Genomic DNA, 22,566 nt, shown 5'->3' with positions numbered 1-22,566 from the left:
GGCCGGATCAGGGCGTGTGTGCGCCCTGCCAGCCGCGCTCGTGCGCCATGCCCTCGACCGCAGCAGTGAAATCGACGGCGAACGCCGCCATGTCGAACAGCCCGCTGCGCGTCCGTTGCACGGCCAGTTCGGCGCGCAGCGCCTGCAGCGCCGGGGCATCGTTGCCGAGCCGGATTGCCGTGGCGATGAAGGCACGGTCATCGGCAGCATTCATCCGGGTGAGTCCCAGATGGTGATTGAGGCTGCCGGCCACGCGCGCGGCAAACGTGGTGCCCGGGCAGGTCAGTACGGGGCAGCCGGCCCACAGCGCGTCGGAGGCGGTGGTGTGGGCGTTGTAGGGGTGTGTATCAAGGAACAGATCAGCGTGCTGGTACCGGGCCAGGTACTCGGCGTGGGGCAGGCGCGGCATGAACACCAGGCGCGCCGGCTCCAGCCCTGCCTGGCGGGCCGCCGCACGGAGCCGCGCATCGGCGTTGCCCGGGCCGGACAACAGCCACAGCACGCTGCCCGGTACGCCCTGCAGGACCGCGAACAGGCGCTGCATGCTGCGCGGGGTGAGCTTGTAGCTGTTGTTGAAACAGCACAGCACCACCCCCTGCGCCGGCAGGCCGCAGGCGACGCGCGACGGTGGCGTCGCAACCTCGCGCGTGTTGTCCGACGGCTGGAACGCGCGTGACAGGCGCCAGATGCGCTCGCTGAAGGCCGATGCCAGCGCATCTGGCAGCACGAAGGCATCGGCCAGCACGTGGTCGATCCACGGCGCCCCGGACGTGCCCGGATACGCCAGCCAATTCACCTGTATCGGTGCCGGACGCATCGCCAGCACCTGCGGCGTGCCGCCGCCGCCCCAGCCGCGCAGGTCGAACAGCACATCGATGCCGGCGTCGCGGATGCGCGCGGCAACACGGTCGTGCGGCTGTCCGCCCACCTCGTGCAGCACGCTGGCCGCCGCCTGGAGGCGGACGCGGATGTCGCTGCCGTCATCGCCGTTGAGCGCGAACAGATGCAGGTCCAGCCGATCGGCGAGGGCCAGCTGCTCGAACAGGGCCACCGTCAGCAGCCCGGTCGGATGCGCGCCGAAGCCATTGGAGAGGAAGCCGACGCGGAGTCTTCCGTGGTCCCGCACGGTTGTCGGGGGCAGGGCGGGCAGATCCGTCCCGATCGCTGCCGCGCGTTGCCGCGCACAGGTCAGCTGCTCGGTGGCGCTGGCATCTTCACTGAGGAAGGCGAACGGCTCGACCACCGCCTGGCCTTGCGCCACGGCCCGACGGACCAGCGCCGACAGCCGGTCCAGATCGCGCCAGTCGCACAGGCGGCGCTGCCAGTTGAGCAACTGCGCGGTGATGTAGGGCTCACCCGGCAGCAGCCGGTGCGCATGGCGATAGGCATCGGCGGCGGCCTCGGGCTGGCCGGCATCCTCCAGCGCATGGCCGAGCCACAGGGCGATGCCGGGATGCTGCGGTACCTGCTCAGCCGCACGGCGCAGCAGGACGGCTGCGTCGCCGGGCTGGCCCTGCATCCAGCGGGCACGCCCGAGCCGGGCCAGGGCTTCGGGATGATCGTCGCGCAACTGCAGCGCCTGCGTGGCGGCGGCCGCGCCACGGGCGACGTCGCCGGCTTCCAGTTCGGCGTCTGCCAGCATGACCCACGCGATGAAGTCGCTCGGCTGGCGCTGCACGGCCTCGCGCAGCTGCCGGCGTTCCTGGTCCGGTGCGCCCACGCTCAGGGTCCGGCAGCCAGCTGCGCCAGTTCGTCGGCCTGATGTTCGTGTATCAGCCGTTCGACCAGCGGATCGAGCTCGCCGGCAATGATGTTGGGCAGGTCGTACAGCGTCAGTCCTTCCACGCGGTGGTCGGTGATCCGGCCCTGCGGGAAGCTGTAGGTACGGATGCGCTGGCTGCGGTCGCCGCTGCCCACCTGCAGGCGGCGGCTCTCGGCGGTGGCGGCGGCCTGCCGGCTGCGTTCGGCGTCGAGCAGCTGCGCCTTCAGGCGCTTCATGGCCTTGTCGCGGTTGGCATGCTGGCTGCGCTCGGTCTGGCACTCCACCACCACGCCGGTCGGCAGGTGGGTGATGCGGATCGCCGATTCGGTCTTGTTGACGTGCTGGCCGCCGGCGCCGGACGAGCGGAACGTATCCACCCGCAGGTCGGCCGGGTTGATCGTCACTTCGTCCACATCGTCGGCTTCGGGGATGATCGCCACGGTGGCCGCCGAGGTGTGGATGCGTCCCTGCGATTCGGTCGCCGGCACGCGCTGCACGCGGTGCGTGCCCGATTCGAACTTCAGCTTCGAGTAGGCACCGCGACCGACCACCCGGGCCACGATTTCCTTGTAGCCGCCATGTTCGCCGGGGCTGTCCGATTCGACCTCCACCTTCCAGCCCTGGCGCTCGGCATAACGCGCGTACATCCGGAACAGGTCGCCGGCGAAGATCGCCGCCTCGTCGCCGCCGGTGCCGGCGCGTACTTCCAGGAACAGGTTGCCGTCGTCGCGCGGGTCGCGCGGCACCAGCAGCAGCGCCAGGTCCTGGTCAAGCTGTTCCAGGCGTTGCTGGGCCGCAGTGATTTCCTCTTCGGCCAGCTCGCGCAGGTCCGGCTCGGCGCGCATCGCCTCTGCGGCGGCCAGGTCGGCCTTGGCCCGGGCTTCGTCGGCCAGTGCGGTGGCGATCGGCTGCAGCTGCGAGAACTCGCGCGAGAACGCGCGGAAGCGTTCGTTGTCGCCGACCACACCCGGATCGGCAAGCAGGCGTTCAAGTTCTTCGCGGCGCTCGGCCAGCGCTTCCAGCTTACGGCGCAGGGTCGGCGTCATCATTCCTCACAACAGGGTGCTGGTAGCCGGGCTTGGCCGGGAACAGGCGCTCGGCGGCGCGGGTCAGTTCAGTATCGCCGCTCAACGCCGCCGCGCGCAGCGCGGCCGTCGGCGGGTGCAGCAGGCGGTTGGTCAAGCCGTGCGCGAGCAGTTCCAGTACGTCCTCGGCCGGCTTGCCGTTGGCCAGCTGCTGTCGGGCTTTTTCCAGCATCTCCGTCCGCGTCGCATCGCCGTAGGCGCGCAGCTGCAGCAGCGGCGCCTGGTGCGCGCCGGCGTGGAGGGTCTCCACGAACCGGGCAACCTGCAGGTCGATGATCGCCTCGGCCTCGGCGGCGGCTTCGCGGCGGCTGCGGCGATTGTCCTCGACCGCCCGCTCAAGATCGTCCACGGTGTACAGGAAGGCATCACTGAGGTCGCCCACGCCCGATTCGATATCGCGCGGCACAGCCAGGTCGAACAGCAGCATCGGCTTGTGCCGGCGCGCCCGCAGCGCGGCGGCGACATGTGCCTTGGCGATCACCGGCTCGCGCGCGGCGGTGGCCGAAAACACCACGTCGGCCTCGCCGAGGTGGCGCTCCAGCTCGGTCAGGGGCAGGGCGACGCCGCCGTGGCGGCTGGCCAGGTCCTGGGCGTGGGCGAGGGTGCGGTTGGCGATCAGCAGCCGGCGCACGCGCCCCTCGCTGAGATGCCGCGCCGCCAGCTCGATGGTCTCGCCGGCGCCAACCAGCAGCACGGTGGAATCTTCCAGCCGGGCGAACGAGTTCTGCGCCAGGCGCACCGCCGTGGAGGCCACCGACACCGGATTGGCGCCGACGCGGGTATCGGTACGGGCCCGCTTGGCCACCGAGAAGGTCTGCTGGAACAGGCGGTCCAGGCGCTGGCCGAGCAGCCCGTGATCGCGCGAGGTGGCCCAGGCGTCCTTCACCTGGCCCAGGATCTGCGGTTCGCCCAGCACCATGGAGTCCAACCCGGTCGCGACCCGGAACAGGTGGCGTACGGCGTCCGCATCGGCATGCTGGTACAGGTAACCCTGGAGCTGGCCGGCGTGCGCCTCCAGCCAGTCGGCCAGGGCCTGTCCGGACTCGGCGATGGCATACAGCTCGGTGCGGTTGCAGGTGGACAGCAGCACCGCTTCGGCCACCTGCGGGGTGTCACGCAGCGAGGCGAGCGCCCGCGGCAGCGCATCGCCGCCAAAGGACGCGCGTTCGCGCAGTTCCACTGGCGCGGTCTGGTGGTTCAGTCCGAGCACCCACAGGGTCATTGTTCAGTTGCTTGCGATAAGCTGCTGGCCATTCAAGTCGTCATTTTAAGGCTCAGATGCCCCCGATGCCCGCATTGATTCGCATCTCCAGCGTTCTGCTGCTGTCTTTGTTCACCGCCAACGCCCTGGCAGCCCGTCCTGCCACGGTTCCGGCGGGCAGGGACCGCGCCGCCGAGCCTGCCTCGCTGACCCCGGTCCTGGCCGGCGAATTCGCCCTCCAGGCCGGCAAACTGGAGGACGCCGCGCGCTGGTATCTGGATGCAGCCGAGGCCGGCCGTGACGACGCCGGGCTGGCCGAGCGCGCCACGCGCATCGCCATGCTGGCCAACGATGATGTCCGTGCCGCCCGGGCGCTGAAGCTGTGGGAGGCGCGCGCGCCGCGCTCGCTGGCCATGCGCAGCAGTGCTGCGGCCCTGGCCATGCGCCAGAACCAGGTGAAGACCGCCCAGGCCGAACTGGTGGCGATACTGCGCGATCCGGATCCGCAGGGCTGGAAGTTCGCCATCGCCGCCCTGGTGGGGGGCGGCCGCGATCCGGCCGTGCCGGCCCAGGTGCTGGACGGGCTGGTGGACGCCAACGCGATCCCCGACACCCTGGAGGCCTGGCAGGAGTTTGGTCGCCTGGCCCTGCGCATGGACAAGCCCGAATTGGCCCGACGCATGGTCGATGAAGTGGTCCGCCGCTTCCCCGATGAGCCGCGCGTGGCCCTGCTGCATGCCAGCCAGTTGAGCCAGTCCGGCAAGACCGACGAGGCGCTGGCGCTGTTGCGCGGCGTGGAGCCCAGGACCACACAGGACCCGGAACTGCGCAACGCGGTGGCGATCACCTACGACGCGATGGGCGAATCCAGGGCCGCCGAGCGCGTGCTGTCAGTGGGCCCGCAGGACGTGCAGACCTACGGCATGCGCGCCTCGCTGCTGGCCAAGCAGAACGACACCGCAGCGCTGCTGGCGCTGTACACCGAACTGTCCGGCAAGGCGACCAAGCCCGATCCGGCCCAGCGCCTGCTGCTCGGCAAGATTGCCGAGTACCTCAAGCGTCCCGCCGAAGCGGTGGAGTGGTACCACGGTGTGCCTGGTGGTCCGGAACGCGACGAAGCCCGCCTGCGCGCCGCCAACGCCCAGTACGAACTGGGCCGCACCGACAAGGCGCTGGCTGAAGTACATGCGATCCAGTCCGACGCGACCGTCGATGACGAAGCGCGTCGCGACGCCTACCTGCTCGAAGCGGAGCTGCGCCAGCGCGGCAACGACGATGCCGGCGAACTGGATGCACTCGGCCGCGGCCTGGCCGCCTATCCCGACGAGAACGCCTTGCTGTATGCCCGCGCGCTGGCGTGGGAGCGCCGCGACGACATCGCGCGCGCCGAGGCCGACCTGCGCAAGGTGCTGGTGACCGATCCGGAAAACGTGGCCGCGCTCAATGCGCTGGGCTACACCCTGGCCGATCGCACCCAGCGCTACCAGGAGGCCTTGGAACTGATCGACCGCGCCCGCGTGGCCGAGCCGGACAACGCCGCCATCGTCGACAGCTACGGCTGGGTACTCTACCGCCTGGGGCGCAACGAGCAGGCGCTGGTGCAGCTGCGCCGCGCCTGGAGCCTGGCCAAGGATGCCGAGATCGCCGCCCATGTCGGCGAAGTGCTGTGGGTGCTCGGCCGCAAGGACGAGGCCCGTCAGTTCTTCGACGAAGCCCGCAAGCTGGACCCTGACAACCGCGCCCTGCAGCGCGTGATCGAGAAATACGGCGTATGAACCTGCAGTTCCTGAAATCTGCCGCGGCCCTTGTCGCGGCCCTCTCGCTGTCGGCGTGCGTGTCGCTGGACGAGCGCAAGGCCCCGTCGGCGCCGGCGGTGGTGACCACGGTGTCGGCCGAAGCGCAGCAGGCAGAAAGCGATCGCGTCGCCGCTGTCCGGGCACAGCCGCAGTGGGCGTTCCAGGGCCGGGTAGCCATCAACAAGGGCCGCAACGGCGGCAATGGCCGCATCGACTGGCAGCAGCAGGCCCGCCAGTACGTGGTCGAGCTGAGCGCGCCGGTGACCCGCCAGAGCTGGAAACTGACCGGCGATACCCGGCACGCCGGCGGGCGGCTGGAAGGGCTGGACGGCGGACCGCGCCAGGGTGACGACGCCCAGCAGGTGCTGCTGGAGGCGACGGGCTGGGACATTCCGGTCAACCAGCTGCCCGACTGGGTGCGTGGCCTGGTGGCTGATGCGGCGGGCCCGGCCGAGCAGGTCGAGCGCGATGGCGACGGCCGCCCGCGTCGCGTGCAGCAGATGGGCTGGCAGATCCAGTACCTGGACTGGTACCCGGCCGAGGGCGATCGCCCGGTGCTGCCGCGGCGCATCGAAGCGGTCAACGGCGACGCCAAAGTGCGCCTGGTGGTCGACAGCTGGGTGGTCGGCACCCCATGAGCGCGCCGGACCTGAACGCAGGCTGGTCGCACTGGCCGGCCCCGGCCAAGCTGAACCTGTTCCTGCACATCACCGGTCGTCGTGCTGACGGTTATCACCAGCTGCAGACCGTGTTCCGCCTGCTCGACTGGGGCGACCGGCTGCGCCTGCGGGTACGCGAGGATGGCCAGGTGCGTCGTGACGGGCCATCGGTGGCGGGCGTGGCCGAGACCGACGACCTTGCCGTGCGCGCGGCGTTGTTGCTCAAACGTGCGACCAACAGCTCTCAAGGTGCGGATATCGGCATCGAAAAGCGCATTCCGGCAGGCGGTGGCTTCGGCGGCGGTTCGTCCGACGCGGCCACCGTGCTGGTGGCCCTGAACCGCTTGTGGAGGGCGGGTCTGGACGTGGATGCGCTGGCCGCGCTGGGCCTGCAGCTTGGTGCGGATGTGCCGGTGTTTGTGCGCGGCCACAATGCCTGGGCGGAGGGAGTGGGGGAGCAGTTGACCCCGATGGACCTGCCGCCGGCCTGGTATGTGCTTGCCGATCCGGGCGTTCACGTCCCGACGGCTGCGCTTTTTGCATCACCAGATTTGACGCGCGATGCCCCAGTGGCGAAAATAGAGGACTTCGCTTCCGGGTCTTTGCTCGGGAATGCGTTCGAGCCGGTCCTGCGCCGTCACGAGCCTGCCGTAGAGGCGGCGCTGGTGGCGTTGAGCAGTATCGGCCGGGCACGACTCACCGGGTCGGGAAGCGGTTGTTTCGTCGAGTTCACCACGCGCGCTGCCGCCGAGCAGGCGTTGGCGGAGTTGCCGGAAGGACTGCGGGCATGGGTGGCTGCGGGCGTGGAGCGCTCGCCACTGCTTGATGTACTCGAGCGTTATTGATTTTTGATGCAGGGGCGTCGCCAAGAGGCCCAAGGCACCAGGTTTTGATCCTGGCATTCGGAGGTTCGAATCCTCCCGCCCCTGCCACTTGCGGATGTTTTGCCGCGAACCCTTGCGCACGCGATCTGCGCGGGCGCGGTCGAACCTCCGCAGTGTCGTCACCGCCGACGCCTCCGGGTGCCTGCGGCAGAGTTCTCCGCCAATCGCTCCCGCCCGAGACCGTCCCATGATGCAAGAATCCCCCAACCTGCTGGTCTTTTCCGGCAACGCCAACAAGCGCCTTGCGCAGAGCATCTGCAAGGAACTGGGGGTGCGACCGGGCAAGGCACTGGTCTCGCGCTTCTCCGATGGTGAAGTGCAGGTGGAAATCGAAGAGAACGTCCGCAAGCAGGACGTCTTCGTGATCCAGCCGACCTGTGCCCCCAGCGCCGAGAACCTGATGGAGCTGCTGGTCCTGATCGATGCGCTCAAGCGCGCCTCGGTCAACAGCGTCACTGCGGTGGTGCCGTACTTCGGCTACTCGCGCCAGGATCGCCGCATGCGCTCCTCGCGCGTGCCGATCACGGCCAAGGTCGCCGCCAAGATGTTCAGCGCCGTGGGGGCCGACCGGGTCCTGACGGTGGACCTGCATGCCGACCAGATCCAGGGTTTCTTCGACATGCCGGTCGACAACGTGTATGCCTCGCCGCTGCTGCTCGCCGATATCTGGCGTGCCTACGGCACTGAAAACCTGATCGTGGTGTCCCCGGACGTGGGCGGTGTGGTGCGTGCGCGCGCCGTCGCCAAGCGCCTGGACGATGCCGACCTGGCGATCATCGACAAGCGCCGTCCGCGCGCCAACGTCTCCACCGTGATGAACATCATCGGTGACGTCGAAGGCAAGACCTGCGTGATGGTCGATGACATCGTCGATACCGCCGGCACCCTGTGTGCGGCCGCTGCTGCCCTGAAGGCGCGCGGCGCCCTCAAGGTCGCCGCGTACTGCACCCACGCCGTGCTTTCGGGCCCGGCGGTGGACAACATCAACAACTCCCAGCTCGATGAGCTGGTGGTGACCGACACCATTCCGCTCAATGAAGCGGCGCGGGTGTGCAGCAAGATCCGTCAGCTCAGCGTGGCGGAGATGCTGGCCGAAACGATGCGCCGCATCGCCTTCGGCGAGTCCGTCAGCTCGCTGTACGTGGATTGATGCTGTCGCAATGAAATCTCCGGCTGCCGGCAACGGCAGTCGGGTCCTGGGTACGTCTGGTCGCGGACGTACCTTCAACCGCCACGCCTTCGGGCAAGGCAACTACTGGTAGTGCAAACATGTCGAAGACTCATGAAATCAAGGTCACCGCTCGTGACGTGCAGGGCAAGGGTGCGAGCCGCCGCCTGCGTCACGCCGGCGTGATCCCGGCCGTTGTGTACGGCGGCGGCGCCGCTCCGATCAACATCAACCTGGACCACAACCAGATCTGGCTGGCCCAGCAGAACGAGTGGTTCTACTCCTCGATCCTGGACCTGAACCTGGACGGCCAGGTCACCAAGGTGCTGCTGCGTGACATGCAGCGCCACCCGTTCAAGCAGCTGATCATCCACCTGGATTTCCTGCGCGTGAACGAGAACGAGGCCCTGACCGCCAACGTCCCGCTGCACTTCATCAACGAAGACACCTCGCCGGCTGGCAAGGCTGCCGACGTCGTGGTCACCCACGAACTGAAGGAAGTGACCATCTCCTGCCTGCCGAAGGACCTGCCGGAATCGATCGACGTCGACCTGGCCGACCTGAAGGCCGGTGACGTGATCTACCTGTCGGACATCAAGCTGCCGAAGGGCGTCGAGATCCCGGCCCTGGCCCAGGGCAAGGACCACGACGACGCGATCGTCACCGCCAAGCACGGCAAGGAAGACGTTGCCGACGAAGCGCCGGCCGCAGAGTAAGTGGTTGCGGCGCCTGTCCTTCGGGGCAGGCGCCGTTTCTGTATGTGCCGGCACAGGGTCGGTACCGACGAAGAAGAGTGATGACAGGATTGCGATTGATCGTTGGTCTGGGCAACCCCGGACCCGAGCACGCCCAGACCCGGCACAACGCCGGGTTTCGTTTCATTGACGCCCTGGTCGAACAGGCCGGCGCGCGCTGGAGCGTGGACAGCAAGCTGTTCGGCGAGACCGCCAAGGTCGACATCGCCGGGCAACCGGTGTGGCTGCTCAAGCCCGCCACCTTCATGAACCTCAGCGGCAAGTCGGTTACCGCCGCGCAGCGCTTCTGGAAGATCGAGCCCGAAGAAACCCTGCTGGCGCACGATGAGCTGGACCTCCCGCCCGGCGTGGCACGGCTCAAGTTCGATGGCGGTCACGGCGGCCAGAACGGACTGCGCGACACCATCCGTCTGCTGGGGCATGGCAGATTCCACCGCCTGCGTATCGGCATCGGCCATCCCGGTCACAAGGACCGCGTGGTTCCGTGGGTGCTCGGCCGCGCCGGCAAGGATGACGACGTGTTGATCGGCCATGCCATCAACGACGCCATCGACGTGCTGCCGCTGGCCGTAAAGGGCGACTACAGCGAGGCCATGAAACGCCTGCATACCCCGAAATGATCGCCCGGTAGGCACAGCAATCCGGTAGGTACCGACCGTTGGTCGGTACGGAAAATGATCGGTAAAACGGTGCCCGGCAGCGCGCCCTTTTACCAATCACTTTCACCCCAGAGGTTGTCAAAGATGGGTATCAAATGCGGCATCGTCGGTCTGCCCAACGTCGGCAAATCGACCCTGTTCAATGCGCTGACCAAGGCGGGCATCGCGGCGGCCAACTTCCCGTTCTGCACGATCGAACCGAACGTCGGCATCGTGCCGGTGCCCGATCCGCGCCTGAACGAACTGGCGGCGATCATCAACCCGCAGAAGGTCATCCCGACCGCCGTGGAGTTCGTCGACATCGCCGGCCTGGTCGCCGGTGCCGCCAGTGGCGAAGGCCTGGGCAACAAGTTCCTGGCCCACATCCGCGAAGTGGATGCGATCACCCACGTCGTGCGCTGCTTCGAGAACGCCGACGTCATCCACGTCAACAACAAGGTCGACCCGATCTCGGACATCGACACCATCGACACCGAGCTGGCCCTGGCCGATCTGGACAGCGTCGAGAAGGCGTTGAACCGTGCCGAGCGCGCGGCCAAGGGCGGCGACAAGGACGCGGCTGCCCGCAAGCCGGTGCTGGCCAAGCTGCAGGCCGCGCTGTCCGACGGCAAGGCCGGCCGCACTGCCGGCCTGGACGAGGAAGAGAAGGCGCTGGTCCGCGATCTGTTCCTGCTCACCCTCAAGCCGGTGATGTACATCGCCAACGTGCTGGAAGACGGCTTCGAGAACAACCCGCACCTGGACGCCGTGCGCGCCCGCGCTGCCGAAGAAGGCGCACAGGTGGTGCCGGTCTCGGCCGCCATCGAAGAAGAGCTGTCCCAGCTCGACGACGACGACCGCGACACCTTCCTGGCCGACCTGGGCCTGTCCGAGCCGGGCTTGAACCGCGTCATCAACGCCGCCTACAACCTGCTCGGCCTGCAGACCTATTTCACCGCAGGCGTGAAGGAAGTCCGCGCGTGGACCGTGCGCAAGGGCGCCACCGCACCGCAGGCGGCTGCCGTCATCCACACCGACTTCGAGAAGGGCTTCATCCGCGCCGAAACCATCGCGTATGACGACTTCATCAAGTACAAGGGCGAGGCCGGTGCGAAGGAAGCCGGCCGCCTGCGTCTGGAAGGCAAGGAATACCGCGTCCAGGAAGGCGACATCCTGCACTTCCGCTTCAACGTCTGATCGCATCTGCGTTGTACGCCCGCAAACGCCCCGCCTTGTGCGGGGCGTTTGCGTTTGCAGGTGGTGCCGGAGCAGCAGGTGCCGACCATTGGCCGGCACGCTTCCTGTGCTGGACAATAATTGACCATCCGTGGAAACGCCTGCGGCGCAACGCTCGCACCAGCTTGTCCACAGCAAACCCCCACGGCTTTCCACGTGCCATGTGGAGAACCCCGTTCGGTGATGCGCTGGACGTGGCAAACCGGCGGGCGCCGGCCGCTGGTCGGCACGGAGCCCGGCCTGGACAATAATTGATCACCCTCCAGAACCGCTGCGCTGCAACGCTCACACAGGGTTGTCCACAACAAACTCCCACGGCTTTCCACGCCGCGTGTGGAAAACGTGTTCGACCGGACGGCGATCACGTCGCGCCAGCGCTGGACAATAATTGACCACCCGCGGAAACGCCCGCGGCGCAACGCTCGCACCGGCTTGTCCACAGCAAACCCCCACGGCTCTCCACGTGTCATGTGGAAAACCCGCGCACGTTCTCCACTCGGGGCCAGCGCCCCCAAAAAAAAAGGACGGAGGCAGTGCCTCCGTCCTTCCTGCTGCGTCCCCTGGCAGGCGCCTTACAGCGGCGTACCGCCGAACTTGTGGGTGTACTGCAGGTTGATCGTGCGGCCGACGGTGTCGAACCAGGACACGTCGTAATACGGGTACGGGGTGTAGGTCGCGTCCTTGGGCGGCATCTTGTTGCCCACGTTGACCACCGACAGCGACAGGCGTGCGTGGTCGTCGAAGCGGTACTGCACCGACACGTTGTAGCGGTAGGTCGCGCCGATCCACGGGCTGTCGCCGCTGTCCGGATCGAAGCTCTGATCGTAGCTGTCGTAGGTGGGCAGCCTGCCCAGGCGCGAGCCGTACACGGTGGCCGACCAGGCGTCCTTTTCCCAGGTGATGCTGGCGCTGGTCTTGGTGCGCGGGATGTCGAAGCCGCTGTTGACCGCGAACTGGTCTTCGACCACGTCGCCGTCGAACTGCTGGAAATCGTGCGTCTTCACCCAGGTGTGGTTGCCACTGAGGGTGAAGTCGCCGATGGACGTCGGCAGGCGGTAGCGCAGGCCCACATCGATGCCGCGGGTGGTTTCGCGGGCGATGTTGATCGGGTTGACGTGCACGCCGTACAGGCGGCCGTCGCTGGTGCGGGTGACCCGGGCGATCGCATCCACGCAGGTCGGCGAGGTCGGGTCCGCGCCGCCCAGACGGCAGGCCGCCTCGTCGCGCAGGATGGTGCCCACGTCCATGTCCTGCACCTGGTCGCGCATATCGATGTCAAACCAGTCCACCGACAGATCCAGCCCGATGGCCGGCGACCACACGAAGCCGGCACTCCACGACGTGCTGGTTTCCGGGTCGAGCCTGCGATTGCCCTCGCGCGTGCGGATCAGGTCTTCCTCGTAGTCCGAGCAGTCGTCGGCCTGGTCCAGCTGGCATGTGTAGTAGTCGTTGTTGCTGGTCTCGTCGTTGCCCGGCCCGGCGTACACGTAGTGCAGGTCCGGCGCGCGGAACGCCGTGCCGTAGGAGCCGCGCACCAGCAGCGTATCGATCGGGCGCCACTCGATGCCGCCACTCCAGGTCGCCTTGCCGATGCTGTTGCCCGAGTAGCGGTACTGGTCGTAGCGACCGGCCACGCTCACATTGAGCGTGTCGTGCAGCGGCAGGCGCAGTTCGGCGGCGGTGGCCCAGCGGTTGCGGCTGCCGTGGCCGTCGGAGTCCTTCCAGCTGTAGTAGTAGTACTGCGTGGCCAGCGGATCGGGGTTGAGGGCGTAGGACTGGTTGCCGAACTCCGCGGTGGCCGCAAAACCGGCCTTGCCGCCCGGCAGCTCGAACAGTTCGCCGTTGGTCAGCGTCAGGGCGACGGTGTCGGTGCGCGACTTCGGCGTATAGGTCGTGCGCGCGGCAATCGAATCGTATTCGGCGCGGCTCAGCGGGCGGTAAAGACGTGCCGGGTCGGCGTTGAAGATCGGAAAGACGTTGTCGTCATCGTCGGTGTACTCGCCGAGCTGCTCGCCAAGGAACAGCGCGTTGGCCTTGGCCGCAACGATCTGCGGCCAGCGGATCGACGACTGGTACTGCGAATGGCTCAACGAGGCCTCGTAGTCCCACGCCCCGTTCAGGCTGCCTTTGAAGCCGGTGGTGACGCTGAAGGTCTTCTGCGTGCTGCGGATCATGCCGTTGCGCAGCCCGCCCATTTCTTCGGGCGAGAACTGGCGCTGCCAGAACTCGACCTGGTCGGTGGCCTGGTTGTAGAAGTAGCCGTCCTCATTGCCGTCGGCGGCCATGCGGCCCCACTGGGTCACATCGCGCATCAGCGCGATGTCGTGGTAGCCCATCTGCACGTCGGCAAACCAGCTGGCGCCATTGTCGAAGGCGTAGTTCAGCGACGCGTAGCCATTGGCGCCGCGACGCTTGCTCAGGATCGTGCCGTAGCCGATCGAGCGGTCGCTGCCGCAGTAGAAGCCGTAGCGCGCGCGTTCGGCGTAGTGGGTGCTGCCGTTGTTCTGGCCGGCCAGTGCATCGCAGGTGGCCTGGCCCGGGTCCAGGTAGTCGTCGTTCCAGTCGGTGCGCAGGTAGGCACGGCGCGCGGCGCGGGCGCTGTCGGTCGGCGCGTCCAGGGTGGAGTCCTGCTGCTCGCGCTCATAGGCCCACAGCGGTGTCTGCGACTGCAGTTCCAGGCTGTACACCGCGCTGAAGCGACCGGCGTCGAAGCCGCTGGCAATGCTCATGTCGAACGACTCGCCGCCGCCTTCGCTGGTCGTGCCCATGCGCACGTCCACCGTGGTGCCATCCACCCGCTTCTTGAGGATGAAGTTGACCACGCCGGCGATCGCGTCCGACCCGTAGATCGCCGAGGCGCTGCCGGTCAGTACTTCGATCCGCTCGATCATCCCGATCGGAATGTTGGAGACGTCGGTGAAGTTGCTGCGGCCCTGGAAGGGCATCGGGAAGTCGGCGATGCGGCGGCCGTTGACCAGCACCAGGGTGTGGTTGGGGCCGAGGCCGCGCAGGTCGACCTGCTGCGCACCCGGCGAGAAGTCCGCGCCGCTGGAGGACTGCTGGCTCTGGGTCTCACCGCCGTTCTGGGTCATGGAACGGAGCACGTCCGGCACGCTGGTGAAGCCGCTGGCCTGGATCTGCTCGGCGGTGATCACCGTGACCGGTGCGGGTCCTTCCACCTGCGCGCGCGGAATGCGCGAGCCGGTGACCTGCACCGTGTCCAGTTGCTGCACTCCGGGGGCGGCCGACTGGGCCGCCGCAGTCGCGGCCACACCCATCAACGCCAGCTGGATCGACCACGCCATCGCCTGTTTACGCATGAGAATTCTCGAGAAGAAAGTGTCGGCCTCGAGGGAGGCCTGTCCCCCATTCACATTTCGCGAATGGACGGCGCGCATTTAACGCCTTTTTCATGGGGTTGACCACTGCCATGTTCTCTGGCAAAGAGTGAAAGCGCTTACACCCCCGATCTGTTCAGGGAGATCAACGTGCACAAGGCTTTCCGCCGTTTCAGACCGCTCCTCTGGCTGCTGCTGGCTGTCCTGGCGCTGCCGGCCCAGGGCCAGTCGTCGCGCAGCCTGCAGGAGCCGGGCTACCGCTACTACGAGATCGGTGACCTGGACGCGCCGCGGGCCGCCCGGACCGAGCCGGCGATGATGCTCATGGGTGGCGGCGAGTGGGTGCCGGCCGCCTTCGCGTGGTGGCTGGAGCGCGCCGGCCACGGTCGGGTGGTGATCCTGCGCGCGTCGGGCGGCGATGAGCTCCAGGAGCGCCTCTACCGCGACATCGGCGGTGTGAGCACCGTCCAGACCCTGGTCTTCGACAGCCGCCGCGCCGCCGATGACCCCAATGTCCTGCAGGTGGTGGCCGCGGCCGATGCGATCTTCATCGCCGGTGGCGACCAGTCGCGCTACATCCGCTTCTGGAAGGGCACCGCCCTCAATGACGCCCTCAACGCCCATGTGCGCGCCGGCCGTCCCATCGCCGGCACCAGTGCCGGTCTGGCCATTCTCGGCGGCTACAGCTACGGCGCACTGGATGGCGGCAGCATCACTTCGGACCGGGCGCTGCAGGACCCGATGGGCAGTGCGGTGACGCTGGACAACGATTTCCTGACCATGCCGTACCTGTCGAACGTGGTCACCGACACCCATTTCGGCAAGCGTGACCGGCTCGGTCGCCTGATCGTCTTCGTCGCTCGTGCCGCGCGGCAGAGCGGGCGGCCGGACATGGTCGGCATCGGCGTGGACGAAGACACCGCCCTGTGCGTCGAGGCCGATGGTCGCGGCCGTGTGTTCAGCAACGACGACGGGTACGCCTGGCTGGTCATGCCGCGCCACACCGCCGACCGCCTGCGCGATGGCGAGCCGCTGGACTTCCACGCGATCCCCGTCACCGGTGTGGGCAGTGCCAGCCGTCTGCACCTGGACGGGTTCCGGGTCGACGATCCGGCGTTCCAGATCACCGCCGATATCCGCGACGGGGCCTTGGAACTGCAGCCCCGCTGACGCCATGATGGGGGTCTTGCCTGCCGGAGACCCTGTCATGACCCGCCGAACCGCGTTGCTGCTGTCGTTGTGCCTGTCGAGCCCGCTTGCATCGGCGGCCGAGCCTGTCCTGGTGATCCACGGTGGCGCAGGGGTCGAGCGCGGGGATCTGTCGCCCACCGAGGAAGCGGCGGCGCGCACGGCGCTGCGCCAGGCGCTTGTGAAGGGACACCAGGCACTCGCGGCGGGTCGCCCGGCGCTGGAGGCGGTCACCGCCGCGATCACGGTGCTGGAGGATGACCCCACCTTCAATGCCGGCAAGGGCGCCGTGTTCACCCATGACGGGCGCAACGAGCTGGACGCCTCGCTGATGGACGGCGCCACCCTCAAGGCCGGCGCCGTCGCGGGCGTGCACCGGGTACGCAATCCGATCCTGCTGGCCAACGCGGTGATGCAGCATTCCCCGCACGTGATGATGGTGGGCGAGGGCGCCGAGACCTTCGCCGCCACCCAGCACATCGCGCTGGTCGATCCGTCGTACTTCCGCACTGAAAAACGCTGGCAGCAGCTGCAGAAGGCACTCCGCGAGGACGCGGCCGGCCAGGCGCATGCCGATCTGGAGACCGCACGTCACTTCGGTACCGTCGGCGCCGTGGCGCTGGACGCCCAGGGCAGGCTGGCGGCGGGCACGTCCACCGGCGGCATGACCAACAAGCGCTATGGCCGGGTCGGCGATTCGCCGATCATCGGTGCCGGCACATACGCCAACGCGACCTGCGCGGTGTCGGGTACGGGCTGGGGCGAGTTCTACATCCGTACGGCGGCGGCCCACGACATCTGTGCGCGCATGCAGTACCTAAAGCAGGGTCCGGACGAAGCAGGGCGCGCGGTGATCAATGAGCGCATTCCCGCGCTCGGCGGCGATGGTGGCGCGATCGTGCTCTCGGCCGACGGTCGTGCCGCGACGCCGTTCAATACGCAGGGCATGTACCGGGGCTGGATCGGCGCCGACGGCGTGCCGCACGTGGCGATCTTTGCCGACGAACCACTGCCGCTGCCAGGCCAATAGCCTGCAATCGCAGGGCAATTCGAAATTCGTGTGAAAAAATTCAAAAAGGTTGTTGACAGAACCCTCGTTCACCCCCAAAATTCACGGCTCTTCCACCCCACACCGAAAACGCTTCGGCGCAACGGGACAGGGTGGTAAGGAGGGATACCCAAGCGGCCAACGGGGGCAGACTGTAAATCTGCTGGCTTACGCCTTCGGTGGTTCGAATCCACCTCCCTCCACCAGTTTCATGTTGTGGCAAGAGCTTCCGATGCGGGAGTAGTTCAATGGTAGAACCTCAGCCTTCCAAGCTGATGGTGCGGGTTCGATCCCCGTCTCCCGCTCCATTGAATGAGTTTGAATATATTCAAATTCGTGCCATAATACAAAACTCGCTCACGTAGCTCAGTCGGTAGAGCACCTCCTTGGTAAGGAGGAGGTCGAAGGTTCGATTCCTTTCGTGAGCACCATCTAGTGCACCACACTTCAGACGATTCGAGATAAGCAGCCATGGCCAAGGGTAAGTTCGAGCGCACCAAGCCGCACGTCAACGTCGGCACCATCGGTCACGTCGACCACGGCAAGACCACGCTGACCGCCGCACTGACCAAGATCGGCGCCGAGCGCTTCGGTGGCGAGTTCAAGGATTACTCCGCGATCGACGCCGCGCCGGAAGAAAAGGCACGTGGCATCACGATCTCGACCGCGCACGTCGAATATGAATCCACCGAGCGTCATTACGCCCACGTGGATTGCCCGGGCCACGCCGACTACGTCAAGAACATGATCACCGGTGCTGCCCAGATGGACGGCGCGATCCTGGTGTGCTCGGCCGCTGACGGCCCGATGCCGCAGACCCGCGAGCACATCCTGCTGTCGCGTCAGGTCGGCGTGCCGTACATCGTCGTGTTCCTGAACAAGGCCGACATGGTGGACGACGCCGAGCTGCTGGAACTGGTCGAAATGGAAGTCCGCGAGCTGCTGAGCAAGTACGACTTCCCGGGCGACGACACCCCGATCATCGCCGGTTCGGCCCGTCTGGCGCTGGAAGGCGACCAGAGCGACATCGGCGTGCCGGCCGTGATCAAGCTGGTCGAGGCGCTCGACAGCTGGATTCCGACCCCGGAACGCGACATCGACAAGCCGTTCCTGATGCCGGTGGAAGACGTGTTCTCGATCTCGGGCCGCGGCACCGTGGTGACCGGTCGTATCGAGCGCGGCGTGATCAAGGTCGGCGAAGAAATCGAAATCGTCGGTATCCGTCCGGTCCAGAAGACCACCGTCACCGGCGTGGAAATGTTCCGCAAGCTGCTCGACCAGGGTCAGGCAGGCGACAACGCCGGTCTGCTGCTGCGCGGCACCAAGCGTGACGACGTCGAGCGTGGCCAGGTCCTGGCCAAGCCGGGTTCGATCAAGCCGCACACCAAGTTCGACGCCGAAGTCTACGTCCTGTCCAAGGACGAAGGCGGCCGCCACACCCCGTTCTTCAAGGGCTACCGTCCGCAGTTCTACTTCCGTACCACCGACATCACCGGTGCGGTCGAGCTGCCGGAAGGCGTGGAAATGGTCATGCCGGGCGACAACATCAAGATGGTCGTCACCCTGATCAACCCGGTCGCAATGGACGACGGTCTGCGCTTCGCGATCCGCGAAGGCGGCCGCACCGTCGGCGCCGGCGTGGTCTCCAAGATCATCGAGTAAGTTTGCACTACCGGCGGTTGCATAGCGCTGCCGGTCTCGCGAATGGCGGGCCGGGAACCTCGGTCCGCCTTCGCTGTCTTAGGGAAGGCAAGTTTTTTCAGTACGCCAGTAGCTCAATTGGCAGAGCAGCGGTCTCCAAAACCGCAGGTTGGGGGTTCGAGTCCCTCCTGGCGTGCCACTTCTCCCTTCCAGCGGCCATGCCGCCACTGCAGCCAGAGCCGGATGAACAGCAAGATCGAGCATTCCAAAGACAACGCCTCCAGTGGGGGTGATATCGTCAAGTACGCCGTTGCAGCCATTCTGGTTGTTGCGGGTCTTTTTGCTTGGTTCTGGTTCGGTGCTCCCGAGCATGCTTCCCAGAGTGCATGGGCCGGTCCGCTTCGCGGTCTGGCCGTTGTGGTTGGCCTGGTGGCCGGCCTTGGCGTGTTCCTGCTGACCGGCAAGGGTCGCGACACGCGTGAATTCCTTTCCGAATCGCGTTTCGAACTGCGCAAGGTGGTCTGGCCGACCCGCCAGGAAGCCATCCGCATGACCTGGGTGGTGGTCGTTGTCGTGATCATCCTCAGCCTGGTCCTGGGCGGATTTGATTTCCTGATTCAGAAAGCGACCCAGTGGTTCCTGGGTCGATAAGGAGAAACCAGTGAAGCGTTGGTACGTCGTTCACGCCTATTCGGGCTTCGAAAAGTCGGTGGCGCAGGCTCTGCGCGATCGCATCGTGCGTGACGAGATGCAGGAGCGCTTCGGTGACGTCCTGGTCCCGACCGAGGAAGTGGTTGAAATGCGCTCCGGCCAGAAGCGTCGTTCCGAGCGCAAGTTCTTCCCGGGCTACGTGCTGGTCCAGATCGAGACCCACGAAGAAAACGGTATCCCGCGCATCGACAACGAAAGCTGGCACCTGGTGAAAGACACCTCCAAGGTGATGGGTTTCATCGGCGGCACCGCCGATCGCCCGCTGCCGATCCGTGACGAAGAGGCTGCCGCCATCCTGGATCGTGTTCAGGAAGGTGTGGAAAAGCCCCGTCCGAAGGTGCTGTTCGAGCCGGGCCAGATGGTCCGCGTCACCGAAGGTCCGTTCAACGACTTCAATGGCGTTGTCGAAGAGGTCAACTACGAGAAGAGCCGTCTGCGCGTCTCGGTGCTGATCTTCGGGCGTGCCACCCCGGTCGAACTCGAGTTCGGCCAGGTCGAAAAGGCCGTCTGACCCACGAGTTGACTGGCGGGATCCGTGGATCCCGCGACAGTCGCGCCGAGCGCTGCCCGGCCGCATTCACGCACCACTCCAAAAACCTGATATAGTGCGCGGCTTCCTGCCAGGAAGCTGGCAAAAGCAAGGGCCGCCGCGAGGTGGCCTTCTGCGTGAATTTTCAAAACGCGATGCCGGGACGCGTGATTCCCGGTCCGATGGGGAGCCTGTTGTCGCAAGGCGCTAGCACCCGGAGAGTACTCACATGGCAAAGAAAGTTGTCGGTTATATCAAGCTGCAGGTGAAGGCCGGTCAGGCCAACCCCTCGCCGCCGGTCGGTCCTGCGCTGGGTCAGCGCGGCCTGAACATCATGGAATTCTGCAAGGCCTTCAATGCTGCCACGCAGAAGCTGGAGCCGGGTCTGCCGGTCCCGGTGATCATCACGGCCTACTCGGACCGTACCTTCACCTTCATCACCAAGAGCACCCCGGCTGCCGTGCTGCTCAAGAAGGCTGCTGGCATCTCCTCGGGCTCCAAGCGCCCGAACACCGACAAGGTGGGCAAGGTGACCCGTAAGCAGCTGGAAGAAATCGCCAAGACCAAGGAAGCCGACCTGACGGCCGCCGACCTGGACGCCGCGGTGCGCACGATTGCCGGTTCTGCCCGTTCCATGGGCCTCGTGGTGGAGGGTTAAGAAGATGGCACAGACCAAGCGTGAGAAGGCCATCAAGGCCGCCGTCGTCCCGGGCAAGGCATATGCCTTCGAGGACGCGATCAAGATCCTGAAGACCGCTACCAAGGCCAAGTTCGTCGAGTCCTTCGACGTTGCCGTGCGCCTGGGCGTGGACGCCAAGAAGTCCGACCAGCAGGTGCGCGGTTCCACCGTGCTGCCGGCCGGTACCGGCAAGAGCGTGCGCGTTGCCGTCTTCGCCCCGGCCGGTGCCAAGGCTGACGAAGCCCTGGCCGCTGGCGCGGAAGCCGTCGGCATGGACGACCTGGCCGAGAAGATGCAGGCCGGCGATCTGAACTACGACGTCGTGATCGCGACCCCGGACGCCATGCGCGTCGTGGGTAAGCTGGGCACCGTGCTCGGCCCGCGCGGCCTGATGCCGAACCCGAAGGTCGGCACCGTCTCGGCCAACCCGGGCGAAGCCGTCAAGAATGCCAAGTCGGGTCAGGTGCGTTACCGCACCGACAAGGCCGGCATCATCCACTGCACCATCGGCAAGGCCGACTTCGCCGAAGACGCGCTGAAGTCGAACCTGCAGGCGCTGCTGATGGACCTGATCAAGGCCAAGCCGGCTACCTCGAAGGGCACCTACCTGCAGAAGGTTTCGGTCAGCTCGACGATGGGCCCGGGCGTCACCGTCGACCAGTCGTCGCTGACCCTGAAGTAATCGTTTCAAGCGGGTACGCGGCTCCGGTCGCGTACCCGTGACATTTGAAGGCAATCCGAGCGGGCATGCCCGCGACGATAGCCGTCAAAGACCGCAGGCGCGGTCGTTGCACACCGGCGACGGGCACGGATGCTCGCATTGGCAGGGAGTCGCCGCCGGCGCAGTACCGATCGCTTAATCGATTCCCCCGGGAATCACCCTGCGTAGATGGTGCCCTTCTGGAGTTTTTCTGGTTTACGCACGTCTGGGTTCTCCCAGGTTGGCCATCCAGGTCTAGAACGGCCCACCCTTGGAACATCGTCCCGATGTTCCCGGTGTCCAGGACGGATGCCGCCCAGGACCGCACACGGCAGGAGCCGTAAGCGGAGTTCAATTGGAGGAGTGCAATGGCTCTCAATCTGTCCCAGAAGCAAGAAGTAGTCGCCGAGCTGGCAGACGTCGCCGCCAAGGCCCACTCCTTGATCGCAGCCGAATACGCTGGCACCACGGTCGCCCAGATGACCGCGATGCGCAAGCAGGCTCGCGAAACCGGCGTTTTCTTGAAAGTTGTCAAGAACACCCTGGCTTCGCGTGCCGTTGAAGGCACCGAGTTCGCAGTCGCACAGGACAAGCTGGTTGGTCCGCTGCTGTATGCGTTCTCGCTCGAGGAGCCCGGCGCTGCCGGTCGCCTGATCAAGGAAGCTGCCAAGACCAACGACAAGCTCAAGGCCAAGGTCGTTTCGATTGGTGGTGAAGTGTTCCCGGCCAGCCACGTTGACGTGCTGGCATCGCTGCCGACCCGCGATCAGGCCCTGGCCATGCTGGCCCGCGTCCTGACCGAGCCGGTCACGATGTTCGCCCGCGCCATCAAGGCCATCGGTGACAAGCAGAATGGCGGTGAAACCGCTGACGCTGCTGAACCGGTCGCCGAGACCGCCTGAGTCGACGTTTCCGTGGTTCCGAACGGAACCTCAACCCAGAAAATTATCCAAAGGTAATCAAAATGTCCCTTACCAACGAACAGATCGTCGACGCCATCGCCGAGAAGTCCCTGATGGAAGTGATGGAGCTGGTCAAGGCCATCGAAGAGAAGTTCGGCGTCTCCGCCGCTGCTCCGGTCGCCGTGGCTGCTGCCGCTGGCCCGGCTGCTGCCGTCGAAGAGCAGACCGAGTTCGACGTCATCCTGAAGTCGGCCGGCGACAAGAAGGTCGAAGTCATCAAGGCTGTCCGCGCCATCACCGGCCTGGGCCTGAAGGAAGCGAAGGACCTGGCTGAAGCCGGCGGCATGATCAAGGAAGGCGCTTCGAAGGACGACGCTGCCAAGTTCAAGAAGGACCTGGAAGCTGCTGGCGCGACTGTCGAAGTCAAGTAAGCACTTCCTTGCCTCGCCATCGAATCACGGCGATGCAGCCAAGGCTGGGGGCGTAAGCCCCCGGCCTTTGGTCGTTTCATGCAGTACCTGATGTAACTAGCCCAACACGGGCTGCGGTCATGCCCCGCCACAGCAGCGCCCCGGCGCGCGGGCAGGGTAGTGGATGCAGACGAGTTGGCAGTTGGAAGTAGCGGGAGAAGGCGTGCTGGTGCCGG

General features: G+C 66.4%; 20 protein-coding genes and 5 tRNA genes. 21 read left to right on the top strand and 4 right to left on the bottom strand.

Annotated elements, in window-relative coordinates:
• Window positions 1-7: 7 nt before the first annotated feature.
• The 3 genes from OC534_RS08380 to hemA are packed head-to-tail and all read right to left on the bottom strand — an operon-like array spanning window position 8 to window position 4,069.
• The gene (locus OC534_RS08380; RefSeq protein WP_262071658.1) at window positions 8-1,720 is read right to left on the bottom strand and encodes a tetratricopeptide repeat protein; all 1,713 of its coding nucleotides are present in this window, start codon (window positions 1,718-1,720) and stop codon (window positions 8-10) included.
• A 2-nt stretch (window positions 1,721-1,722) separates the two neighbouring features.
• On the bottom strand, window positions 1,723-2,808 hold the full coding sequence (prfA, locus tag OC534_RS08375) for a peptide chain release factor 1 (protein ID WP_017356349.1): 1,086 nt from the start codon (window positions 2,806-2,808) through the stop codon (window positions 1,723-1,725).
• Window positions 2,786-4,069, bottom strand: coding sequence for a glutamyl-tRNA reductase (hemA, locus tag OC534_RS08370; protein WP_017356350.1), 1,284 nt, complete (start codon window positions 4,067-4,069; stop codon window positions 2,786-2,788). Before hemA ends, prfA begins: the two co-directional genes overlap by 23 nt.
• Before the next feature lie 65 nt (window positions 4,070-4,134).
• Between hemA and OC534_RS08365 the strand changes: the two genes are divergently transcribed.
• From OC534_RS08365 to ychF, 8 genes are all read left to right on the top strand, one after another.
• The gene (locus tag OC534_RS08365) at window positions 4,135-5,823 is read left to right on the top strand and encodes a tetratricopeptide repeat protein (protein ID WP_206147340.1); all 1,689 of its coding nucleotides are present in this window, start codon (window positions 4,135-4,137) and stop codon (window positions 5,821-5,823) included.
• The gene (lolB, locus tag OC534_RS08360; protein WP_136007184.1) at window positions 5,820-6,482 is read left to right on the top strand and encodes a lipoprotein insertase outer membrane protein LolB; all 663 of its coding nucleotides are present in this window, start codon (window positions 5,820-5,822) and stop codon (window positions 6,480-6,482) included. Before OC534_RS08365 ends, lolB begins: the two co-directional genes overlap by 4 nt.
• Window positions 6,479-7,348 carry a 4-(cytidine 5'-diphospho)-2-C-methyl-D-erythritol kinase gene (gene ispE / locus OC534_RS08355; RefSeq protein WP_017356353.1) on the top strand — a complete coding sequence of 290 codons (870 nt, stop codon included), beginning with the start codon at window positions 6,479-6,481 and terminating at the stop codon, window positions 7,346-7,348. Before lolB ends, ispE begins: the two co-directional genes overlap by 4 nt.
• Before the next feature lie 10 nt (window positions 7,349-7,358).
• Window positions 7,359-7,435: transfer RNA gene (locus OC534_RS08350), tRNA-Gln, on the top strand.
• A 142-nt stretch (window positions 7,436-7,577) separates the two neighbouring features.
• Entirely contained in the window at window positions 7,578-8,537 is a 960-nt protein-coding gene (locus tag OC534_RS08345) for a ribose-phosphate diphosphokinase (RefSeq protein ID WP_026070818.1), read from the top strand.
• A 119-nt stretch (window positions 8,538-8,656) separates the two neighbouring features.
• A complete protein-coding gene (locus OC534_RS08340) occupies window positions 8,657-9,271 on the top strand; it encodes a 50S ribosomal protein L25/general stress protein Ctc (protein WP_017356355.1) in 615 nt (204 codons plus the stop codon).
• An 80-nt stretch (window positions 9,272-9,351) separates the two neighbouring features.
• On the top strand, window positions 9,352-9,930 hold the full coding sequence (gene pth, locus OC534_RS08335; protein WP_017356356.1) for an aminoacyl-tRNA hydrolase: 579 nt from the start codon (window positions 9,352-9,354) through the stop codon (window positions 9,928-9,930).
• 123 nt (window positions 9,931-10,053) lie between these two features.
• Entirely contained in the window at window positions 10,054-11,145 is a 1,092-nt protein-coding gene (gene ychF / locus OC534_RS08330; protein ID WP_017356357.1) for a redox-regulated ATPase YchF, read from the top strand.
• A 611-nt stretch (window positions 11,146-11,756) separates the two neighbouring features.
• Here ychF and OC534_RS08325 read toward each other — a convergent pair.
• The gene (locus OC534_RS08325; protein ID WP_262071657.1) at window positions 11,757-14,504 is read right to left on the bottom strand and encodes a TonB-dependent receptor; all 2,748 of its coding nucleotides are present in this window, start codon (window positions 14,502-14,504) and stop codon (window positions 11,757-11,759) included.
• 168 nt (window positions 14,505-14,672) lie between these two features.
• Here OC534_RS08325 and OC534_RS08320 point away from each other — a divergent pair, with 168 nt between their 5' ends.
• The 13 genes from OC534_RS08320 to rplL all read left to right on the top strand — a co-directional run bounded on the left by OC534_RS08320 (window position 14,673) and on the right by rplL (window position 22,351).
• Window positions 14,673-15,692: a cyanophycinase gene (locus OC534_RS08320; protein WP_166472641.1), complete on the top strand. Its 1,020-nt coding sequence runs from the start codon at window positions 14,673-14,675 to the stop codon at window positions 15,690-15,692.
• Between the two features lie 37 nt (window positions 15,693-15,729).
• Complete coding sequence (locus OC534_RS08315; protein WP_136007190.1) at window positions 15,730-16,740, top strand: isoaspartyl peptidase/L-asparaginase; 1,011 nt, start codon at window positions 15,730-15,732, stop codon at window positions 16,738-16,740.
• A gap of 138 nt (window positions 16,741-16,878) precedes the next feature.
• A tRNA-Tyr gene (locus OC534_RS08310) sits at window positions 16,879-16,964 on the top strand.
• 28 nt (window positions 16,965-16,992) lie between these two features.
• Window positions 16,993-17,066 (top strand) — tRNA-Gly (locus OC534_RS08305).
• Window positions 17,067-17,113: 47 nt separating this feature from the next.
• Window positions 17,114-17,189: transfer RNA gene (locus OC534_RS08300), tRNA-Thr, on the top strand.
• A 40-nt stretch (window positions 17,190-17,229) separates the two neighbouring features.
• Window positions 17,230-18,420 carry an elongation factor Tu gene (gene tuf, locus OC534_RS08295; RefSeq protein WP_136005519.1) on the top strand — a complete coding sequence of 397 codons (1,191 nt, stop codon included), beginning with the start codon at window positions 17,230-17,232 and terminating at the stop codon, window positions 18,418-18,420.
• A gap of 102 nt (window positions 18,421-18,522) precedes the next feature.
• Window positions 18,523-18,598 (top strand) — tRNA-Trp (locus OC534_RS08290).
• 44 nt (window positions 18,599-18,642) lie between these two features.
• On the top strand, window positions 18,643-19,050 hold the full coding sequence (gene secE, locus OC534_RS08285) for a preprotein translocase subunit SecE (protein WP_017356000.1): 408 nt from the start codon (window positions 18,643-18,645) through the stop codon (window positions 19,048-19,050).
• A 10-nt stretch (window positions 19,051-19,060) separates the two neighbouring features.
• Complete coding sequence (nusG, locus tag OC534_RS08280; RefSeq protein WP_017356001.1) at window positions 19,061-19,621, top strand: transcription termination/antitermination protein NusG; 561 nt, start codon at window positions 19,061-19,063, stop codon at window positions 19,619-19,621.
• A 247-nt stretch (window positions 19,622-19,868) separates the two neighbouring features.
• Window positions 19,869-20,297, top strand: coding sequence for a 50S ribosomal protein L11 (gene rplK / locus OC534_RS08275; RefSeq protein ID WP_017356002.1), 429 nt, complete (start codon window positions 19,869-19,871; stop codon window positions 20,295-20,297).
• Window positions 20,298-20,301: 4 nt separating this feature from the next.
• Window positions 20,302-21,000: a 50S ribosomal protein L1 gene (gene rplA / locus OC534_RS08270; protein ID WP_017356003.1), complete on the top strand. Its 699-nt coding sequence runs from the start codon at window positions 20,302-20,304 to the stop codon at window positions 20,998-21,000.
• 386 nt (window positions 21,001-21,386) lie between these two features.
• The gene (gene rplJ, locus OC534_RS08265; RefSeq protein ID WP_017356004.1) at window positions 21,387-21,920 is read left to right on the top strand and encodes a 50S ribosomal protein L10; all 534 of its coding nucleotides are present in this window, start codon (window positions 21,387-21,389) and stop codon (window positions 21,918-21,920) included.
• A gap of 62 nt (window positions 21,921-21,982) precedes the next feature.
• On the top strand, window positions 21,983-22,351 hold the full coding sequence (gene rplL / locus OC534_RS08260; protein WP_017356005.1) for a 50S ribosomal protein L7/L12: 369 nt from the start codon (window positions 21,983-21,985) through the stop codon (window positions 22,349-22,351).
• Window positions 22,352-22,566 lie beyond the last annotated feature (215 nt).

The organism is Stenotrophomonas sp. Marseille-Q5258, from assembly GCF_946900935.1.
Taxonomy (GTDB): domain Bacteria; phylum Pseudomonadota; class Gammaproteobacteria; order Xanthomonadales; family Xanthomonadaceae; genus Stenotrophomonas; species Stenotrophomonas nematodicola.
This window is presented reverse-complemented; position numbering and strand designations above follow the sequence as displayed.